Raw genomic sequence first — 14,344 nt, forward strand, 5'->3', positions numbered from 1 at the left:
GGAACCTCGCTGCCGCCGCTCAGGTCTGGGCCGGGCTGACGATCCAGCGCGCCACTTCCGGCGGTCGGAAGGCGGCCAGCATGTCCAGCGCCTGTTCCGGCGTTTCCGCCCGCATGGCCAGCAGCCGGTGCTCGGGCTTCAGGAAGCCCTCCCCCTGCATCCCGTCCAGCGCCGCCATCAGGTGGTTCCAGTAGCCATCGACATCGAGGAAGACCGCGCCCTTGCTGTGCAGGCCAAGCTGCGACCAGGTGAGCACCTCGAAGACCTCCTCCATCGTGCCGAAGCCGCCGGGCAGGATCACGAAGCCGTCCGACAGCTCGGCCATCATCGCCTTGCGCTCGTGCATCGACCCGACGACATGCAGCCGGGTCACGGAACCGTGCCCGACCTCGCGCTGCATGAGCGCCTCGGGGATCACCCCGTCCACCTCGGCGCCGTTCGCCAGGGCGGCATCGGCCACCACGCCCATGAGGCCGACCTTGCCGCCGCCATAGACCAGGTCCAGCCCCCGCGCCGCGATCGCCTCGCCCAGGGCGCGGGCGGTTTCGGCATAGATCGGGCGGGCGCCGCTGCTGGCACCGCAGAACACACAGACACGCTTCAACGTCTTCGTCTCTTCCATGGCCCTGATCTAAGGGCATCGGCGGCGCCGGGGAAAGCGCGTCCGGATGACGATCCGCTCAGCCGCCCCTGCCACCCCCCGCGAATTCCCGCCACCCCCCGATGGACAAGCCGGGCGGGCGGCGCGACACAGCCCGCTTTCCAACCGGGGACCTGCCGCCGGCGCCGCGCGCCCCGGGGACAGGCCGCCTTGCCGCGAGGAGCCTGCATGCCCGCCACCGAGATCGGAACCAGCGAGAGGCTGCTGGAGGAACTGCGCCTCTGGGTCGAGATGGAGACCCCCACCACCGATGCCGCCGCGGTGAACCGGCTGGTGGACCGTGCCGAGGCCGGTCTGCGGGAGGCCGGGGCCACGCTGGAGCGCATCCCCGGCCGCGACGGCTATGGCGACAACCTGATCGCCCGCCTGCCCGGCCCCGCCGGCAGCAACCGCAAGCCGGTGGTGGTCTGCGTGCATCTCGACACGGTCTGGGACAACGGCACCCTCGCCGCCTCGATGCCCTTCCGCGTCGAGGGCGACAAGGCCTACGGCCCCGGCATCTACGACATGAAGTCGGGCTCCTTCCTCGCCTTCCACGCGGTGCGCGAGATCCTGCGCCAGAAGGTGGCGACGCGCAGCCCGGTCACGCTGATCATGACGCCGGACGAGGAGGTCGGCTCCCCCACCTCCCGCGCCATCATCGAGCGCGAGGCGCGAGACGCCAGCGCCGTGCTGATCGCCGAGCCGGCGGGCGGGCCGCAGGGCGCCTGCGTCACCGCGCGCAAGGGCGTCGGCCGCTTCGTGGTGAAGATCCATGGCATTTCCGCCCATGCCGGCGGCAACTGGAGCGAGGGGCGCAGCGCCGTGGTGGCGCTGTCCGAGCTGGTGCTGAAGGTGCACGGGCTGGTGGACCTGGAGCGGGGCGTGACCACCAACGTGGCCCCCGTCTGGGGCGGCACGCGCCCCAATGTCGTCCCGCCCGAGGCCGGCTGCGAGATCGACCTGCGCGTCGCCAGCGAGGCGGACGGCGTGGCGATGGAGCGGGCCATCCTGGCCCTCGCCGGGGAGCGGGACGGAATCCGCATCGAGATCACCGGCGGCATGAACCGCCCGCCCATGGAGGAGACGGCGGAAACCCTGCGCCTCTACGAGACGGCGCGCGAACTGGCGCGGCAGGCGGGCTATGACCTGCCGAAGCAGCATCGCGGCGGCGGGTCGGACGGCAACTTTACCGCCGCGCTCGGCATCCCGACCCTGGACGGGCTAGGCTGCACCGGCGCGGGCGCCCATGCGCCGCACGAGCATATCCTGTGGCGTGACCTCGCCGCGCGGGGGCAGGTGCTGGCGGGATTGATCGAGACGCTCTGAGGCATCGCCGATGGCCGTGGTGGGGGCCATGGCCTCCGCCACGGGCTTGACGCGGCCGTGGCGGAGGCCAAGGTAATACCCAGAGGGAACATCGGTATTACCGGAAGCAAGCCATGGCCACCATCGTCACCAGCAAAGGGCAGGTCACCATCCCGAAGCCGGTCCGGGACCTGCTTGGCATCACCACCGGCACCGCCGTCGAATTCCAGGTCGCACCGGATGGCCGGGTGGTGCTGGCACGCGCCGATGACGCGGCCGCCCCCCGCAGCCGCTTCGAGCGGCTGCGGGGGGCGGCCGGGCATGGCATGAGCACCGACGAGATCATGGCCCTGACGCGGGGCGACTGAGGAGGCGAGCGAGGCGGGTCCGGAGGGCGAACCTGGGGTATGACGCTGGTCGATACCAATATCCTGCTCGACCTGGCCATCGACGACCCGAACTGGGTGGACTGGTCCATCCGGCAACTCGATGCCGCGGCTGTCGCCGGCCCATTGCTGATCAACGACATCGTCTATGCTGAATTGTCGGTCCGCTTCCCGGCGATCGAAGCCGTGGATGCCTTTCTGGAAGAGGCTGGAATCGTGCTCCAGCCGATGCCCCGGGCGGCCTTGTTCCTGGCTGGCAAGGCCTTCCAGAACTACCGGGCACGCGGCGGGTCACGGACAGGTGTGCTTCCAGACTTCCTGATCGGCGCCCATGCTGCCGTCGCGAAACTGCCCCTGCTCACGCGGGATGTCGGACGCTACCGCAGCTATTTCCCCTCCGTCGCCCTGATCGCACCCGGAGCCTGACAGGCTTCCGTGAGTGCCCCCGGGGGAACACCCTCCCCCCGAAGCACGGCAAGGCTGCTCAGCCTCGCGAAGCGCGCTGCAGCGCCATCCAGACCTTCTCCGGCGTGGCGGGCATGTCCACCGGCTCGGCCCCGGCGGCGCGCAGCGCATCGGCCAGGGCGTTCATCACCGCCGGCAGCGAGCCGGCGCAGCCGGCCTCGCCGCAGCCCTTGGCGCCGACCGGGTTGGTCTTCGCCGGGACGGGGCGGGAGGCAGTGAGGATCGGCGGCAGGTCCTCGGCACGCGGCAGGGCGTAGTCCATGAAGGAGGCAGACAGGATCTGCCCGCCCTCGTCATAGGAGACGCGCTCCATCAGCGCCTGGCCGATGCCCTGGGCGACGCCGCCATGCACCTGCCCCTGCACCATCAGCGGGTTCACCTCGACACCGAAATCGCTGACGGCGAGGTAGCGCACGAGGTGGACATGGCCGGTCTCCGGATCGACCTCGACCTCGGCGACGTGGCAGCCATTGGGATAGGCCATCGGCTTGTCCTCGGTGACATGCGTCACGTCGAGGGAGCGCAGATCCTCCGGCAGTTCCGGCGCGGCCCGCATGCGCGCGGCCAGTTCCAGGATGCCGATGCCGCGATCCGTGCCGGCGATGGCGAAGCGGCCATTCTCCGGGTCGAACTCGATATCCGCCACGGCGGCTTCGAGGAGATGCGAGGCGGCCTCGCGGCCCTTCTCGATCACCTTCTCCGAGGCCTCGATGATCGCGGTGCCGGAGGACATCATGGAGCGCGAGCCGCCGGTGCCGCCGCCGTGCTTCAGCAGGTCGGAATCGCCTTGGATCAGCCGGATGCGCTCGAAGGGCACGCCGAGGCGGCTGCCGAGGAGCTGCGCGAAGGGCGTCCAGTGGCCCTGGCCGTAGTCGAGCGTGCCGGTGATGATGGTGACGCCGCCATCCTCCTCGAAGCGCACGCCGCCATGCTCCTTGCCGGCGGGGGCGGTGCATTCGAGGTAGTTGCCGAGGCCGCGGCCGCGCAGCAACCCGCGCGAGGCGCTTTCCTCCCGCCGGGCCGCGAAGCCGTCCCAGTCGGCCTGGCGCAGCGCCTCCTCCATCAGCGCGGTGAACTCGCCGCCATCGTACCGGCTGCCGGAGGCCGCGTCATAGGGCATCTGCTCGGGGCGGATATGGTTGCGGCGGCGCAGTTCCAGCGGGTCCATGCCGATCTGCGCCGCGGCGGCCTCGACCAGCCGCTCCATGTAGTAGTTGCCCTCGGGCCGCCCGGCGCCGCGATAGGCGCCGACCGGGCTGGTGTTGGTGAAGACCGACTTGGTGTCCACCTCGATCAGCGGCGTGGCGTAGTTGGACTGGACGTTCTTCACGAAGCCCATCGTGCCCATCAGCGGCCCGACCGTGGTGAGATAGGCGCCCATGTTGGCGAAGGAGGTCAGCCGCACCGCCAGGAAGCGCCCCTCCGCGTCCAGCGCCAGCTCCGCCACCGTCTCGTGGTCGCGCCCGTGCTGGTCGGACACGAAGGAGCCGGAGCGCTCGTCGGTCCACTTCACCGGCCGGCCCAGCAGCCGCGCCGCGTGGAACATGCCGGGATATTCCGGATAGACCGTGCCCTTCATGCCGAAGGAGCCGCCGACCTGCGTGGTCAGCACATGCACCTTCTCCACCGGCACCCTGAGGATGTCCTCGGCGATCTGGCGGCGCAGGCCGAAGACGCCCTGCGAGCAGGCGCGCAGCGTGTAGCGCCCGCTTTCCGCGTCATATTCCGCGATGGCGGCGCGCGGCTCCATCGCCGCGACGACGATGCGGTTGTTGCGCAGCGGCAGCTTCACCCGGTGCGCGGCGGTGGCGAAGGCGGCGGCGACCTTTTCCGCATCGCCCGAATGCCAGTCCAGCACCACGTTGCCCGGTACGTCGTCATAGAGCTGCGGCGCGCCCGGCGCGGCGGCGGCGGAGGCCTCGGTGACGGCGTCGAGCGGGTCGATGTCCAGCATCACCGCCTCCGCCGCGTCGCGCGCCTCGGCCGGCGTCTCGGCGATGACGATGGCCACCGGGTCGCCGACATAGCGCACGCGGTCCGTCGCCAGCGCCGGGCGGACCGGCGAGGCGAGCGGGCTGCCGTCGCGGTTCTTCAGCGGCATGGCGCATCTGATCGGGCCGTATTCCGCGAGATCGGCACCGGTGTAGACCGCCAGCACGCCCGGCATGGACTTCGCCTCGGCCGTGTCGATGCCGTTGATCACGCCATGGGCATAGGGGCTGCGCACCATCCAGGCATGGGCCTGCCCCTCGGCCTGCAGGTCGTCGGTGTAGTGCCCCTCCCCCCGCAGCAGCATCGGGTCCTCCCGTCGCGTGACCGGCTGGCCCACGGCGAAGCGCATGCGGCTGGGATCGGGCATGTTCGTATCGGGCATGGCGGAGCCTCCGGAAGCGGACGGATCGGTGTGCGGCCCAAATGGGGCGGGACAGACGAGGCGGGCCGTCAGCCTGTCCACCAACAGGGATGGAGGCAAAAACCGGGCCGGGACGGGGAATCCCGTCTTGGCTTGGCGGACGGCCGGGAGGATGGTGCGCCCGTTTCAACGCGAGGGGAAGTCTATGGACGGCGGCTGGCGCGCTCGGGCGGGATCGCCCTTCACCACGCAGAAGGCCCCGGCCAGCGGCAGCCGCGGCATGGCGGTGACCAACCACCCGCTGGGTTCCGCCGCCGCGGCCGAGATGCTGGCGGCCGGGGGCAACGCGGTGGACGCCGCCATCGCCGCCTTCTTCGCCCTTTCGGTGGTCGAGCCGATGATGACCGGGCCGCTGGGCGGCGGGCTGACGCATCTGCGCCTCGCCGACGGGCGCCACATCATCGTGGACGGGCTTTCCGCCGCGCCGCTGGCGGGGTCGGGGACGATGTACACCCCGGCCTCCGAAGACCCGGCGCGGCGCATGGAGACGCTGGGCCGGGCCAACACGGTCGGCCCCCTGGCCGTCGCCTCGCCGGGCGCGCTGCGCGCCTGGTGCGACATCCTGGCCCGCTACGGCACGCTGCCGCTCGCGGATGTGATGGAGCCGGCGATCCGCCACGCGGCCCGGGGCTTCGCCGTCACCACCTATCTCGCCGACTGCATCGCCGATGCCGCGGGCGATCTGGCGCGGGACCCGGAGATGGCGCGGGTCTTCCTGCCCGGCGGCACGCCGCTGAAGGCCGGGGCGCGGCTGGTCCAGGGCGACACGGCCGAGACGCTGCGCACCATCGCGCAGGAGGGGCCGGACGCCTTCTACCGGGGCGCGCTGGGGCAGGCCGCCTGCGACTGGTTCGCCCGCAACGGCGGCATCCTGACGCGGGAGGACCTCGCCAGCACCGCCCCGGTCGAGCGCGAGCCGGTGCGCGGCACCTATCGCGGGCATGAGGTGGTCGGTCCCCCCGCCCCCTCCGCCGGCGGCATGCACATGGTGCAGATGCTGAACTTCCTGGAGGGCTTCGACCTCCGTGCCCTGGGCTTCGGCACGGCGCCGACCCTGCACCGGATCGCCGAGGCGCTGAAGCTCGCCTTCGCCGACCGCGCCATGGTCACCGCCGACCCGGCTTTCGTGCGCATCCCGGTGGAGCGGCTGGTCTCCAGGCCCTATGCGGAGGAACGGCGGGCCGGGTTCGACCCCGGCCATGCGCGCGACTGGGCGCCCGGCGTGGCACCGCTCGACGAGAGCGCCGACACCACCCATGTCACCACCGCCGATGCCGCCGGCAACGTCGTGGCCATGACGCAGACCATCAACGGCCTCTTCGGCGCGCGGGTCCGCATCCCCGGGCTGGGGCTGATCCCCAACAACTACATGTGCAACTTCGACCCGCGCCCGGGCCTCGCCCAGTCCGTGGCGCCGGGCAAGCGCATCACCACCTCCATGGCGCCGACCATCGTGCTGCGCGACGGCAGGCCGGTCTTCGCGCTGGGCCTGCCGGGCGGGCTGAAGATCTTCGGCTCGGCCATGCAGGCGGTGCTGAACATGATCGACCACGGCATGAGCCCGCAGGAGGCGGTGGAGGCCCCCCGGATCTGGACCCAGGGCCTGGCGCTGGAGGCCGAGGGCGGCGTCGCCCCCACGGTGCGGGAGGAGCTGGCCGCCATGGGCCACGAGGTGGCGACGGTGCCGACCGTGGGCGGCGGCATGAACCTGATCGCCTTCGGGGAAGCGGGAATGATGACCGGCGCCGCCTGCTGGCGCGCCGACGGCACGCCCATCGGCGTGGCGGGCGGGCTGGCCAAGCCCGGCGTGCGCTTCGTGCTGGAACAGGCGCGCCGGTAACACCGCGCGCGACCGTTCCGTCACACGCCGCATGACGGAACCGGTCCCACAAGGCAGGGAGCGGCAGGCCGATGGACAGGGCCGCCCATGCCGCGCGCAAGGGCATCCGGAAGGTCGGGGCGGCGCCGGCGGGGTGAGGAGGCCGGCTCAACCCGGCTCCCCGTCCTCCTCCGGCCGCCCGCGCTTCATGCGCCCGCGCGACAGCTCGCTCACCACGCCGTGCAGGGTCCGCAATTCCTGCTCCGTCACCTCGCCGCGCTGGAAGAGGTGGCGCAGGTTGCGGATCATCCCGGGCCGCTTCTGCGCGTTGCTGAGGAAGCCGCAGGCATCCAGCTCGGAGGTCAGGCGCCCGAGGAAGCCTTCCAGCTCCTCCTTGCTGGCGACATGCGTCTCGTTGGTCATGAGCTGGCGCGGCGGCGTCGCTTCGGCGGCGGTCCACCACTCATAGGCCAGCACCATCACCGCCTGGGCGAGGTTCAGCGACATGTGCGCCGGGTTCAGCGGATAGCGCACCAGCGTGTCCGCCCGCGCCATGTCCTCGTTGTCCAGCCCGGCGCGCTCCGGCCCGAACAGCACCGCCGCCCGCAGGCCCCGGCCGTTGATCCCGCGCAGGTCCTCGGCGGCGGCGCGCGCCGTGCGCACGGGGATGATCACATGGCGCGGCCGGGGGCAGGTGGCGAAGACGCGCTGGCAGTCCGCCACCGCCCCGTCCACGGTCTCGTGCACCGTGGCGGCATCCAGGATGCGCCCGGCGCCGCTCGCCGTGGCCCAGGCGCGTTCCTGCGGCCAGCCATCGCGCGGCGCCACGAGCCGCAGGTGGAACAGCCCGCCATTGGCCATGGCCCGCGCCACGGCCCCGATATTGTCGGCAAGCTGCGGCCGCACCAGCACCACGATCGGGCTCTCGCCCGGTGCCGGATGCAGGTCCGCGCCGCCATCCCGTCCCGTCATGCCCTCGCTCTCCCGCCTCGCGCCCGTGCCAGGCCGCGTGCATGCGTCGCCGGGCGCCCGGGAGCAAGGGGCCGCCGCGCGGGGCTCAGTTCAGCCGCTTGCGGATCGCCTCCAGTTCCTTGATCTCCCGCTCCTGCGCCGCGATCACGTCCTGGGCGATCTTCCTGATCTCCGGGTCCTTGCCATATTTCAGCACGGTCCGGGCCATGTCGATCGCCCCTTGGTGGTGCGGGATCATCCCGGCCACGAAGTCCTTGTCGGCATCCCCGGTGTAGGGGATGTCCATGGCCTTGTGCATCCGCTCCATCGCGGCACGGTATTCCGCCGTGCTCGGGCTCGATGCCGCCCTGCCCGTGGGCGGGGCCGTGGGGGCGGCGGGCGAGGCGCCATGGGTGCCATGACCGGCCATCTGCGCCATGGCGGGCTGGGCGAGGGTCAAGGTACCCAGCAGCAGCAGGGTGCGGAACATGGGGATTCTCCTTCCCGATCGTCTGGGCCGGACTCCGCCCGGCCCCTGGAAGGACAGGGCTGCGGCCTTCCCCTTGCGGGAAGGCAAGGGCGGCCCTCGCCCTTTCCGGACACGTTCGGCGGCGCGGCCCTGACCCATCCCTGTCATGTCCCGGGAACCGGAATGTCATGCCCCTGTCACCGGTCCGTGCCATGCGTCCCGGCCCTCCCCGCCCGCCGGAACAGGAATGCGCCGCCATGGATCACGCCGAAGTCGCCGCGCACTGGGAAGCCAATGCGGAGCACTGGACGCGTCAGGTCCGCGCCGGGATGGACGTGTACCGCGACGCGCTGAACACGCCGGCCTTCCTGGCGATGCTGCCGCCCGTGGCCAAGCTCGAGGGGATCGATATCGGCTGCGGCGAGGGCGCCAACACGCGGCAGCTCGCCCGGCTCGGCGCGCGGATGCGGGCGGTGGACATCGCCCCCACCTTCATCCGCCATGCGCGGGAGGCCGAGGCGGCGGAACCGCTCGGCATCGCCTATGGCGTGGGGGACGGCACCGCCCTGCCCTTCCCCGATGCGCGCTTCGACTTCGCCACGGCATTCATGTCGCTGATGGACATGCCCGACCAGGCCCAGGCGCTGCGCGAGGCGGCGCGGGTGCTGCGTCCCGGCGGCTTCCTGCAGTTCTCGATCCTGCACCCCTGCTTCGCCCCGCCCCGGCGGCGCGTGCTGCGTGACGGGGAGGGCATGGTGCTGGGAGTGGAGGTGTCGCGCTACTTCGACGACACTGCCGGCGCCGTGGACGAATGGCATTTCTCCACCCTGCCGGTGGAGGAACGCGCCGGCATCCCGCCCTTCCGCACGCCCCGCTTCCACCGCACCCTGTCGGGCTGGGTCTCGATCATCCTCGCGGCCCGGCTGCGCATCGAGGCGATGGGCGAGCCCTGCGCCAGCGAGGAACTGGCGCGGCAGGTGCCGACGGTGGCGGACACACGGGTGGCGCCGCTCTTCCTGCATGTCCGGGTGCGGAAGGGCTGAACGGCGGAGCGCTCGTCCCGGACGCTCCGCCGCCGGCTCAGGCCCGGCGCCAGGTGGTGCCCTTCGGCCCGTCCTCCAGCACAACGCCCTTCGCGGCGAGGTCGTCGCGGATGCGGTCCGCCTCGGCCCAGTCGCGCGCCTTGCGGGCGGCGAGGCGCGCCGCGATGGCGGCCTCGATCGCCGCCGCCTCGCCATCCGCTCCCCCCTGGCGCCAGCCCTGCGGATCGCTGGACAGCAGCCCCAGCACCCCGGCGGCCTCGCGCAGCGCCGCCGCCGCCGTGCCCGGCTCCGGCGCCTCGGACAGGCCGATGCGGCCCAGCACCACCGTCGCGGAACCGCCCACGGCGCCGATATTGGCCAGCGTGCGCAGGTCGCGCAGCCGGGCCAGCGCCAGCGGCGTGTTCAGGTCGTCGGCCAGCGGCTCCAGCGCCCAGGCGGCAAGGCGCGCGGCCTGCTCCTCGTCGGCCGCCGCATCGCCCGGGATGCGGGCCAGCAGGGCGTAGAAATCGTCCAGCTCCCGCTTCGCCTCCTCCAGTCGATCCAGCGTGTAGTCGATCTCGGAGCGGTAGTGGGTACGCAGCAGCAGCAGGCGGAAAGCCTCGCCCGCCCAGGGCCCGTGGGCCAGGATGTCGCGCACGGTAAGGAAGTTGCCGAGCGACTTCGACATCTTCTCGCCATTCACCCGGAGCATGCCGTTGTGCACCCAGTAATGCGCGAAATGGCTGCCGGGGAAGGCGCAGCAGCTCTGCGCCACCTCGTTCTCATGGTGCGGGAAGAGCAGATCCTGCCCGCCGCCATGGATGTCGAACTCCTCGCCGAGATACTTCCACGACATGGCGGAGCACTCGATATGCCAGCCGGGGCGGCCACGGCCCCAGGGGCTGTCCCAGCCCGGCGTCTCGCTGTCGGAGGGTTTCCAGAGCACGAAATCGCCCGGATCGCGCTTATAGGGCGCGACCTCGACGCGGGCACCGGCCAGCATCTCCTCTGGATCGCGGCCCGAGAGCCGCCCGTACTCGGCATAGGCCGAGACGGAGAAGAGCACATGCCCCTCCGCCGCATAGGCATAGTCGTTGGCGATCAGCCGCTCGATGATCGCGATCATCTCGGGGATCGTCTCGGTCGCGCGCGGCTCGTGGTCCGGCGGCGCGCAGTTCAGCGCCGCCATGTCGGCATGGAAATCCGCCGCCGTGCGCGCGGTGATGGCGGCGATGGGCTCGCCCGTCTCGCGCGAGCGCGCGTTGATCTTGTCATCCACGTCCGTGATGTTGCGGACATAGGTGACGCCCGGGAAGGCGCGGCGCAGGAAGCGCGCCAGCACGTCGAAGACGACGACCGGCCGCGCATTGCCGAGATGCGCGAGGTCATAGACCGTCGGGCCGCAGACATAGATGCGGATGTTTCCCGGGTCGATCGGCGTGAAGTCGCGCTTGCGCCGCTGGGCGCTGTCATGGAGCTGGATCTGCATCAACCGAAACTCATCCCGCCGAGGCGGTGAGCCGCTGCACGGCGCGTTCGCGCCCGATCAGCGGCAGAAGGGCCTTGAGGTCGGGCCCGTGTTCCTCGCCGGTCAGCGCCCGGCGCAGCGGCCAGAACAACAGGCGGCCCTTGCGCCCCGTGCGTCCCGCCAGTTCCGCCGTCCATCGCGACCAGGTGTCACCGTTCCAGGGCTCCTCGGGCAGGCAGGCGAGGGCGGCGCGGAGAAAATCCGCCTCCTCGGGCTGCTCGGAGGGAAGGATATCCCCCTCGACCACGTCGAGCCAGTCCTTTGCTTCCCCCAGCGTGTCGAGATTGCCCCGGACCGCCAGCCAGAACGCCTCCGTGGCCTCCGGCGGCAGCCGGTCGCGCACGGCGGCGAAATCCAGCCCGTGCAGGTATTTCCGGTTCAGCGCCAGCATCTGCCGCGGGTCGAAGCGCGCGGCGGAGCGGGACAGCCCCTCCAGCGACCAGCCCGCCACCAGATCCGCCGGCATGGCGGGCACCGGGTCGCGCGGAGCGCCCAGCGCGGCGAGGTAGCCGGCCAGCGCCGCCGGCTCGATCCCGTCGCGGCGGAACTGGCGCAGCGAGACGCTGTTCAGCCGCTTGGACAGGGGCGCGCCCTCGGCATCCACCAGCAGCGGCAGATGGGCGAAGCGGATCTCCCGCCCCATGCCCAGCGCGCCCATGATGTCGAGCTGGATGCCCGTGTTGGTGACGTGGTCCTCGCCCCGGATGACATGGGTGATCCCCGTCTCCAGGTCGTCCACCACCGAGGTGAAGGTATAGAGGAAGGTGCCGTCCGCCCGCACCAGCACCGGGTCGGAGAGCGCCGGCAGCTTCACCCGCCGGTCGCCCAGCACCATGTCGCGCCACGCCGCCTCGCCGCCCGAGAGCTTGAAGCGCCAGTAGGGCCGCTTGCCGTTCGCCTCGGCCTTGGCGAGCTGCTCCGGCGTCATCCGCAGCGCGGCGCGGTCATAGACCGGCGGCTTGTTCTGGCGGCGGCGCTGCTCGCGCTTGAACTCCAGCTCCTCCTCGCTTTCCAGGCAGGGATAGAGCCGGCCCAGCGCCTTCAGCTTCTCCGCGGCGGCCTCATAGCGGGCGGTGCGGTCGGACTGGCGCAGGAACTCGTCCCAGTCGAGGCCGAGCCAGCGCAGGTCCTCCTCGATCGCCCTGGCATATTCGGGCTTGGAGCGCTCCGTGTCGGTGTCGTCGAGGCGCAACAGGAACTGCCCGCCCTTCTGCCGCGCAAAGAGCCAGTTGGCCAGCGCGGCCCGGGCATTGCCGACATGGATGTAGCCGGTCGGGCTGGGGGCGAAGCGGACCTTCATGCCTCGTCCTCCCCCTCCTCGTCATTCCCGTCCAGCCGGCGCGGGTCGAGGACGCGCCAGTTGCGCTCCTCGGCATCGGTGGCGCGCGTCGCGGCGAAGCCCTTCACCTCGGCGCCGCTGGTCCAGCCCTCGCCGCCGGCGCCGGTCACGTCGGCATCCTCGCCGAAGGCGAACCAGGCGGCGAGCACATCTTCGCCCGTCATGCCGGGGGCACGGCAGCGCTCGACCGAATCCCGCACATAGCGGCGGGCGAAGGCATTGGCATGGGCCAGGCTCTCGAAGCCGCGGATCGTTTCCACCGGCTCGGCGCCATTGCCGCCGGACAGGTCGCGGATACGGACGGCATAGCCGCCCTCGGGGGAGAAAAGGTCGCTCATGCCGGAAGCGTCATGCCAGTTGGGCCGTAAATCCGTTCGTGATCGGGGTGTGCCGGGCCGGGCCGGCGGGACCGATCCCCCAGCCCGGCGGCGAGGTCCGGCGCTTGTACGCGGCCCCGTCCATCAAACGCCAGACCCGCAGCACCGTCGCCCGGTCATGCCCGTCCCGCAGCAGCGCGTCCAGGGGCGGCCTGTCACCCGTCCCGGCCTCCCCCGCCAGGACCCGCAGGATGGGGTCGAGCCGTTCCACCGGAGGCAGGCCGGCGGGCAGGTCCGGAGCCGGAGCCTCGGAGGGGCGCAGCAGCACCTCGGTCAGCCAGCCCCGCTCCAGCCCCCAGCGGGCAAGCACGGCGGCCTCACTGTCGTAGAGGCCGGAGAGCGGCGCATAGGCCCCCGGCCCCATCAGCCCCAGCAGGTAGCGGGACCGCGTGCCGGAGGACAGCAGCAGCGCCCCGCGCACCTCGGCCAGGGCCTCCAGCAGCAGGTGGCGCAGGCGCGGCGAGACGTCGAGGTCCCGGGCCTCCGCCCCCAGCACCGAATGGACCGCGCCGGTCGCGGAGCCGGTCGGCAGCGTGTCCGTGCCGATGCCCAGGCGCAGGGCGCATTCCGCCGCCCGCCGGCCGGAGCGGATGCCGAGCCCCGGCAGCAGCACCGCCCGCACCCGCGCGGCGCCGATGGCCTCCACCGCCAGCAGGGCCGTCAGCGCCGCCGCCGGGGTGCCGTCCAGCTCCAGCAGGATCTCGCCATGGCCGTTCTTCATCAACTGGGCGCGCAGTCCGGTCAGCAGCGCCTCCCAGAGCAGCCCCGCCTCCCCGGGCGGTTCGGGCAGGGGCTGCGGCACCGCCTCCCAGCCCGCGCCGCCCTGCCGCCATTCCGAGATGCCCAGGGTCTCGGCCAGGCCGGGCAGGCGCAGGGCCAGACGGCGGTCGGCATTCAGGGCGAAGGAAGCGCCGTCGAAGGCGATGCCGTCCTGCGCCCCGACAAGGTTGACCGAGAGCAGCGGCAGGCCGGTCTCCACCACCCTGGCCACCGCCCGGTCGATGCGCCGCTCCGCCCCGCCCGGCCGGAAGGGATCGGCCTCCAGGGCCAGCAGGAGCTCGGCGCCGCTTTCGGACAGGGTCTCCGCCACGGCCGGCCCGGCGGCATCCGCCCCCACCATCACGCCCAGGCGCAGGCCGCGGAAGACCATCGGCCCGGGCGCCGGGCCGGTGGCGAAGAGCATGACATCCTCTGCCAGCCCGGGCTCGCCCGGCTCATGCCGCGCCCGCCGCGCGCGGACCTGCCCACCATCGAGCAGGAAGGCGGCGTCGTGGCAGCGCCCGGCCTCGCGCCAGGGCGCGCCGAGCAGCAGGCCGGGCCCGCCATCCCCGGTGGCTTCGGCCAGATGCCGGATCGCCGCCTCGCAGGCGGACAGCACGGCGGGATCGCGCGCCAGGTCCTCCGGCGGCGCGCCCAGCAGGGCCAGGCGCGGCGCCACCAGCAGGTCGGCCCCCTGCGCAGCGGCCTCGGCGCGCAGCGCCAGGAGGCGGGCGACGTTGCGCCGTATGTCCCCCATCCAGGGATCGGTCTGGGCCAAGGCGATGCGCAGGGAGACGGATTCCGGCATGACCGGGAGGCTAGATCAGAGCGCCCCCTGGGGGAATTCACGGAAGCCTGAAAATATCCG

General features: G+C 72.2%; 13 protein-coding genes. 5 read left to right on the top strand and 8 right to left on the bottom strand.

Going from position 1 to position 14,344, the window contains the following annotated elements:
• Positions 1–19 precede the first annotated feature (19 nt).
• Positions 20–622, bottom strand: a complete 603-nt coding sequence (locus BT98_RS0104615; protein WP_037249788.1) for an LOG family protein — start codon at positions 620–622, stop codon at positions 20–22.
• Positions 623–829: 207 nt separating this feature from the next.
• Between BT98_RS0104615 and BT98_RS0104620 the strand changes: the two genes are divergently transcribed.
• The 3 genes from BT98_RS0104620 to BT98_RS0104630 all read left to right on the top strand — a co-directional run bounded on the left by BT98_RS0104620 (position 830) and on the right by BT98_RS0104630 (position 2,760).
• On the top strand, positions 830–1,969 hold the full coding sequence (locus BT98_RS0104620) for a M20 family metallopeptidase (protein WP_019462334.1): 1,140 nt from the start codon (positions 830–832) through the stop codon (positions 1,967–1,969).
• A 113-nt stretch (positions 1,970–2,082) separates the two neighbouring features.
• A complete protein-coding gene (locus BT98_RS0104625) occupies positions 2,083–2,316 on the top strand; it encodes an AbrB/MazE/SpoVT family DNA-binding domain-containing protein (protein WP_027297158.1) in 234 nt (77 codons plus the stop codon).
• 39 nt (positions 2,317–2,355) lie between these two features.
• Positions 2,356–2,760 (top strand): type II toxin-antitoxin system VapC family toxin, encoded by a 405-nt coding sequence (locus BT98_RS0104630; protein WP_019460957.1) that lies wholly within the window; start codon positions 2,356–2,358, stop codon positions 2,758–2,760.
• Positions 2,761–2,818: 58 nt separating this feature from the next.
• Here BT98_RS0104630 and BT98_RS0104635 read toward each other — a convergent pair whose 3' ends face one another.
• Positions 2,819–5,173 carry a xanthine dehydrogenase family protein molybdopterin-binding subunit gene (locus tag BT98_RS0104635; RefSeq protein ID WP_019460956.1) on the bottom strand — a complete coding sequence of 785 codons (2,355 nt, stop codon included), beginning with the start codon at positions 5,171–5,173 and terminating at the stop codon, positions 2,819–2,821.
• A gap of 184 nt (positions 5,174–5,357) precedes the next feature.
• Between BT98_RS0104635 and ggt the strand changes: the two genes are divergently transcribed.
• Entirely contained in the window at positions 5,358–7,052 is a 1,695-nt protein-coding gene (ggt, locus tag BT98_RS0104640) for a gamma-glutamyltransferase (protein ID WP_019460955.1), read from the top strand.
• A gap of 147 nt (positions 7,053–7,199) precedes the next feature.
• On the opposite strand, the gene BT98_RS0104645 is transcribed toward ggt, so the two are convergent.
• Both BT98_RS0104645 and copM read right to left on the bottom strand, forming a co-directional pair.
• Complete coding sequence (locus BT98_RS0104645; protein WP_019460954.1) at positions 7,200–8,003, bottom strand: RNA methyltransferase; 804 nt, start codon at positions 8,001–8,003, stop codon at positions 7,200–7,202.
• Between the two features lie 85 nt (positions 8,004–8,088).
• Complete coding sequence (gene copM / locus BT98_RS0104650) at positions 8,089–8,472, bottom strand: CopM family metallochaperone (protein ID WP_019460953.1); 384 nt, start codon at positions 8,470–8,472, stop codon at positions 8,089–8,091.
• Between the two features lie 236 nt (positions 8,473–8,708).
• Here copM and BT98_RS0104655 point away from each other — a divergent pair, with 236 nt between their 5' ends.
• The gene (locus tag BT98_RS0104655; protein WP_019460952.1) at positions 8,709–9,494 is read left to right on the top strand and encodes a class I SAM-dependent methyltransferase; all 786 of its coding nucleotides are present in this window, start codon (positions 8,709–8,711) and stop codon (positions 9,492–9,494) included.
• Positions 9,495–9,531: 37 nt separating this feature from the next.
• Here BT98_RS0104655 and cysS read toward each other — a convergent pair whose 3' ends face one another.
• From cysS to BT98_RS0104675, 4 genes are read right to left on the bottom strand one after another with little or no spacing between them, the layout of a single operon-like run.
• Positions 9,532–10,962, bottom strand: a complete 1,431-nt coding sequence (cysS, locus tag BT98_RS0104660) for a cysteine--tRNA ligase (RefSeq protein WP_171982289.1) — start codon at positions 10,960–10,962, stop codon at positions 9,532–9,534.
• Positions 10,963–10,972: 10 nt separating this feature from the next.
• A complete protein-coding gene (gltX, locus tag BT98_RS0104665) occupies positions 10,973–12,301 on the bottom strand; it encodes a glutamate--tRNA ligase (RefSeq protein WP_019460950.1) in 1,329 nt (442 codons plus the stop codon).
• Complete coding sequence (locus BT98_RS0104670; RefSeq protein ID WP_019460949.1) at positions 12,298–12,678, bottom strand: hypothetical protein; 381 nt, start codon at positions 12,676–12,678, stop codon at positions 12,298–12,300. Before BT98_RS0104670 ends, gltX begins: the two co-directional genes overlap by 4 nt.
• A 10-nt stretch (positions 12,679–12,688) precedes the next feature.
• Positions 12,689–14,284 carry a nitrilase-related carbon-nitrogen hydrolase gene (locus tag BT98_RS0104675; RefSeq protein ID WP_019460948.1) on the bottom strand — a complete coding sequence of 532 codons (1,596 nt, stop codon included), beginning with the start codon at positions 14,282–14,284 and terminating at the stop codon, positions 12,689–12,691.
• Positions 14,285–14,344 lie beyond the last annotated feature (60 nt).

Origin of the sequence: Roseomonas mucosa ATCC BAA-692, from assembly GCF_000622225.1 — a bacterium.
GTDB lineage: Bacteria > Pseudomonadota > Alphaproteobacteria > Acetobacterales > Acetobacteraceae > Roseomonas > Roseomonas mucosa.